At 57.4% G+C, this 5,033-nt stretch carries 2 protein-coding genes and 1 pseudogene; 2 read left to right on the forward strand and 1 reads right to left on the reverse strand.

Translation table 11 applies throughout. The annotated features are described in order from the left end of the window. Positions 1-253 (reverse strand): tetratricopeptide repeat protein (locus ACF8AM_RS09340; RefSeq protein WP_392555379.1); only part of this gene is annotated, 253 nt, incomplete at its 3' end. Between the two features lie 213 nt (positions 254-466). On the opposite strand from ACF8AM_RS09340, the gene ACF8AM_RS09345 reads away from it, so the two are divergent. Further along, positions 467-3,523, forward strand: a complete 3,057-nt coding sequence (locus tag ACF8AM_RS09345; protein WP_392555380.1) for a hypothetical protein — start codon at positions 467-469, stop codon at positions 3,521-3,523. A 309-nt stretch (positions 3,524-3,832) separates the two neighbouring features. Next, positions 3,833-4,771 (forward strand): annotated as a pseudogene (locus ACF8AM_RS09350) (DUF1559 domain-containing protein); the annotation flags it as partial. Positions 4,772-5,033: the final 262 nt, after the last annotated feature.

The raw sequence follows: 5,033 nt of genomic DNA on the forward strand, positions 1-5,033 counted from the left end.
GCGACCGCGCCTGTTCGATGCCGTCTCGCAGAATTGCGCGAGCTTCGTCGACTCGTCCCAGGTCGACCAACTGCTGTGCGGCCATGAAGAACGCAGGCACGTAGGGCGGATCGTCCGTGAACAACTCGCGTAGTTTCACCAAGCTTGTTTCATGATCGCCCTCTGAACGATATTCCATCGCCAAGGAATACCGCAAAAACGTGTCAGTAGGGTCGTCGACCAACAGGGCTTCGATTTTTTCGCGTCGAGACATGAAACTCCAGCGCTTGTGCAAAAGGAAAAAGGATCAGCAGCGGTCAAATTCGCAGCCTCTTTGGGGGAGGAAACAGCGGCCTGTCGTCATATGCGACACAATCCGAAATTTCGCCCAAACCGGTATCGTCGTGCAAATTCGCTCAGCACGGAATACCCGAACTGCCGATACCACGATCGAATCACCCTTTCGTGTCACGAGACGAGTACAAAAATGTCGCGCGGTCTTTGTCAACTCATCACGCAACTGGTGTCGCCACGGCGTCGCTTGCCGGTCTTCATGGCCGCGGCGATGTTTGCGACGTCATTCAATGTCGGCCCCACGCCTTGGAACTCTTTCGATTCCAGTCGTGTTGCCGCTCAAGACACCACCGACAGCGCTGAGATCCAGCAAGTCGTTGGTAAACAACTCAGCGGACGCGGGACGTCCCGAGGCGGGTTGCTCAATGCTTTTGGAACCCGTTCGAGCTCTCCCAGTTCCTCGAATTCATCCAGCAATGGCCTGCTGGGCAATCTTTTCGGCGGCAACTCATCCAGCAACAGCGGCCGAACTGCCACACCAATCAACAACGATCGCGACGTTGACTGGAGCGGGATCCCAACCCACCGCAGTCAATCGACCCGCACCGCGCAACGGTCAAGCAGTGGACGTGCACCGTTGCGTGACCCAAACGAGAAAGCACAAGTGGCACGCACCCCGAACTCCGGCGTGCCGCAACCACCCAAAATGCCATCTTCGGTCGCTCGCACCTCACCGTCGAAACCCATTCGCGTTGAGAGCAAATCGACTCCTGTACCAGTCATTCGCAACACTCCGATCGCGATCTCTCCAGTCAAAACGGAACCCGTGGAACTGATTCCGCGCGTGTCGCGAAGAATCATCAAGGTCGAGTCAGAACCGACCATGGAAGAGTTGTCGTCGACGGAGTCATCCCGGCGACGCAAACCAACCGTGGTTGCTAAAACGGAACCCAAACCCGTTCCAGCCAAAACACCTTCGGTCGACATCGCGAAAGCGGCCCCCAAGTCGCAGCCCAAGGCAGAAGCAAAGCCCGCTGCCCCCGCCGCAACGGAGGCACCCAAAGTCGCCTCAAAACCGGCTCCTGCACCCAAGACCGTCGCCAAGCAAGAACCGGCCAGCAAGCCAGTTCCCGCGGCACCGACTGAACCTATCGCAGCCCCAGCGAAGGCTCCCGCCAAGCCGACCGAGACCATCGCTCGAAGCCAACCGAAGGCAAAACCTGCTCCAGCTCCCGCGTCGGCACCGAAGCGAATCAGCCAATTGATTCCGCCCAAAAGTGTCGCCATGACACCGGCGCCGGCTCCTGCACCGACTGCCCCAGCTCCCGTGGCTTCGCCAGCCAAGACGGCATCGACGACCATCACTTTGGGTGAAGCTCGCCAAGCTCCGGCGGCACCAGCACCAAGCAACGATTCCTTTGTCGCGGCCAACTCGCGGGGCGAAGCTCAATCACACGCAAACGAAGCACCTACCAAGATGCAGACATTTGGTGGTGGCCGAGCTGACAGTCGACCATCCGGTTCGCTGTCGGCCAATGGTTCGAACAACATCGCGTTGCATCCCATCAGTGATCGCTTGCCAGTCGGTGCCCCCGAGCAACCCGCCGAGTCAACTCTCGGTCAACCACAAACGGCTTGGCACAACTCCAACGGCGTTTCACATGACCAATTCCAACCACGCGATCGCTACCAAGCCCCGACTTCGGTTCCTGCTCGCCCAGTTGCTGGGCCTGCCTACACCACCGCACCAAACAGCAACTACCCCAACACAATGCGGGGAACAGCGCAAACTCCTGCTGCCGAACCTGCCCAGGAAATGACGTCTAACAGCAGTGCTAGCGAATTGCCTGGCATTCGCGTTGTCACCGCAGGCCCCAAGAAGGTCATGATCCGTCAGACGCATCCCTATGAGATTCGCGTTGAAAATCGTGGCAACATCGATGCAGAAGGCTTGGTTGTCCGTGCACACATCCCCGATTGGGCTGACGTCGTTGGACAGCAAGCCACTCGAGGCGACGTCGCCGGAACCACTGAAAATGGCGTACGCCAACTCAATTGGCGGATCGATCACCTCGACGCGGGCCAATCCGAGCGAATGCTGGTTCGCCTAAAAGCCGCTCGGAGTGGGACTCACGATTTGGACGTGGACTGGACCATCGCTCCTCAAAAGGAACGCATGCAAGTCGAAGTTCAAGAACCCGAACTGGCTCTGACGATCGACGGCCCAGATGAAGTCATCTACGGTCAATCCAAGACCTACACGATTCGCGTCTTGAACCCAGGTGATGGTGTGGCACCCAATGTCGTGTTCACTTTGTCACCAGAATCCAGCACGCCGCAAAGCCAACGCATCGGCGACATCCCTTCGGGCAAAGAAGCTCAATTCGAAGTTGAACTGACCGCTCAAGACTTGGGTGACTTGAAGATCCACGGCTTGGCCGTTGGTGACTTGGAATTGAAAGCCGAAGCTGACAAGAACGTTCGCGTTTTGGCTGCTGACCTGGAAGCTGTTTTGACAGGTCCAGAACTCAAGTATCAGAACACGGATGCGATGTACCAACTGGAACTGACCAACCACGGCACCACCGCCAGCGACGATGTGTTGGCAACGCTGACACTGCCAATGGGCGTGACCTACGTCGGAGGAATGGAAGGTGCTTCGTTGATCGACAATCAACTGCGTTGGAAGATTGCTTCGCTAACCCCAGGTGCCCGTCGCAACTATCAATTCCAATGCCGACTGGGCTCGACCGGACAACATGAATTCACGTTCAACTGCAAAGGCAGCGCTGCTGGTCAAACCGGCGTCGCATTGACCACCAACGTGGAAGCCATCGCTGACTTGGTTCTGTCGATCGAAGACCCGTCCGCACCTGCACCGGTCGGACAAGACGTTTCGTATCAGATCGTCATCCACAACCGAGGCAGCAAGCCAGCAACCGACGTGCGTGCCATCGCTCAGTTCAGCCACGGCATTGAACCTCAACAATTGCTCGGCAACGACGGAAAAGTCATCACTGGTCAGGTGTTGATCAATCCGATTGCTCGTATCGATGCTGGCGAAGAAGTCCGTATGACCATCGTCGCCAAGGCAGCCGAAGGCGGACACCATCGCTTCCGCACCGAGGTTCGCAGTGGCGACACCATCCTGGTCGCGGAAGAAGCGACGCATTACATGAACGCTCGCAACGAACGCATCAGTCGTCGCAGCGGACCAGGTGGCAACGAGTTCTCCTTGCCACTGCGTTGATGTGACGCACGCCGCTGCATCGTCGATCCGCGATCTCGGCCTCACGAGGGTGATTTGGAGAACGAGAAATCGGGTCGTCTGCGGTAAACGGGCGATCAGAAACGTCTGATAATCAATCGAAAACGGCGAGTTGGGAAACCAGCTCGCCGTTTTTTTTGATAATTCATCCTTTTCCCGGCAGGGGGTTTCAGCGAAAATGTCGACATGCCCCGCCCTGCCCCCTTCCCCGCCAGACACCTGAACCGATCGTTCGCGTGTCTTCAAAATGATTGCCGAGGGAAGGCGCGTCGTGATCGAGCGGCCCGAGGGGCATTCACCCTGGTGGAGTTGCTGGTCGTGATCGCGATCATTGCGATCCTGGTCGGTTTACTTCTGCCGGCAGTCCAGGCGGCCCGAGAAGCCGCTCGCAAGCTTCAGTGCACCAACAATCTGAAGAACATCGGTTTGGCGCTGCACAACTACGAGTCCGCCTATCGCACGTTGCCATGGGGCGCAAAAGGCGGTTGGGGCCCCAGTTGGACGACGGATATCCTCGCCTTCCTCGAACAGCGTCAGCTCGCTGAGATCGTTCCCTATGGTGAACCGGGCGGCCCCACGGGCGGACAACCCGAAAGTGTCCGGTTCAGGCAACTCGCGACGGCGCCCGTGATGGTGTTTCGGTGCCCGTCGCAGCATGGCCCCACCGCACTGGGCCAGTCATTCGATGGAATCAGCGGTCGTGTGCTCAATTCCTACTTGGGCAACGGTGGCAGTGATGTCAACTGGAATCACCATTCGTTCTCCGGAACGACGGGATTCGACCGAGGCAATGGAGTCTTCCTGGCCACTGACTTCTGCCACATCCAATCCTCTGGAGATGTCTGCGACAATCAACCCGATCGCAAACCGATCCGATTCGCGGGCATTCTGGATGGGCTCAGCAATACCGTGATGGTCGGTGAGACAAAGTACATCGATATCAACGAATGTGGAGTCTGCGATCACTTCATGCTCTATCACCCAGACTTCGACACCCAGAACGGTCAGGATTTTTCCGAAGCACTTTGCTCGCTCCGCCAGGGCTTCAACCTCAGAGACGTTTCCAAGGATGACTTGCAAATGTCGCTGGGGAGCTACCATCCCGGCGGCACCCATTTGTTGATGTGCGACGGATCGGTTCGATTCACCACCGATTCGCTCAATGAAGAAGTCCGGCACGCGATCGGCAGCCGAAATAACAAAGAAGTCTTCGACGCTGGCGATTTGTAAGCAGCGACACAGGCGATTGCAAACTGGCTTGCCACTCCCCTTTCGCAGGCACCATCGCGACCCTTTGAGCAGCCACTGCAAACGGGGCGACTTCGCGCGTGTGGCTTGATGCTGAAGTGTTGCAACAACATCAATAGCTCAACGTCCGGCAAGATGCTTCTTTTTTGTGACGTGATTGTTGGAGGGGCGACCCCATTCTGCTGAGCCCGAGCCGAGGTCGACGCTTTGAAGTTGCGCTTTTGCGTGAGGCATTGGTTTTTTC

It is taken from the genome of Rhodopirellula sp. JB055, assembly GCF_043100905.1.
Lineage (GTDB): Bacteria > Planctomycetota > Planctomycetia > Pirellulales > Pirellulaceae > Rhodopirellula.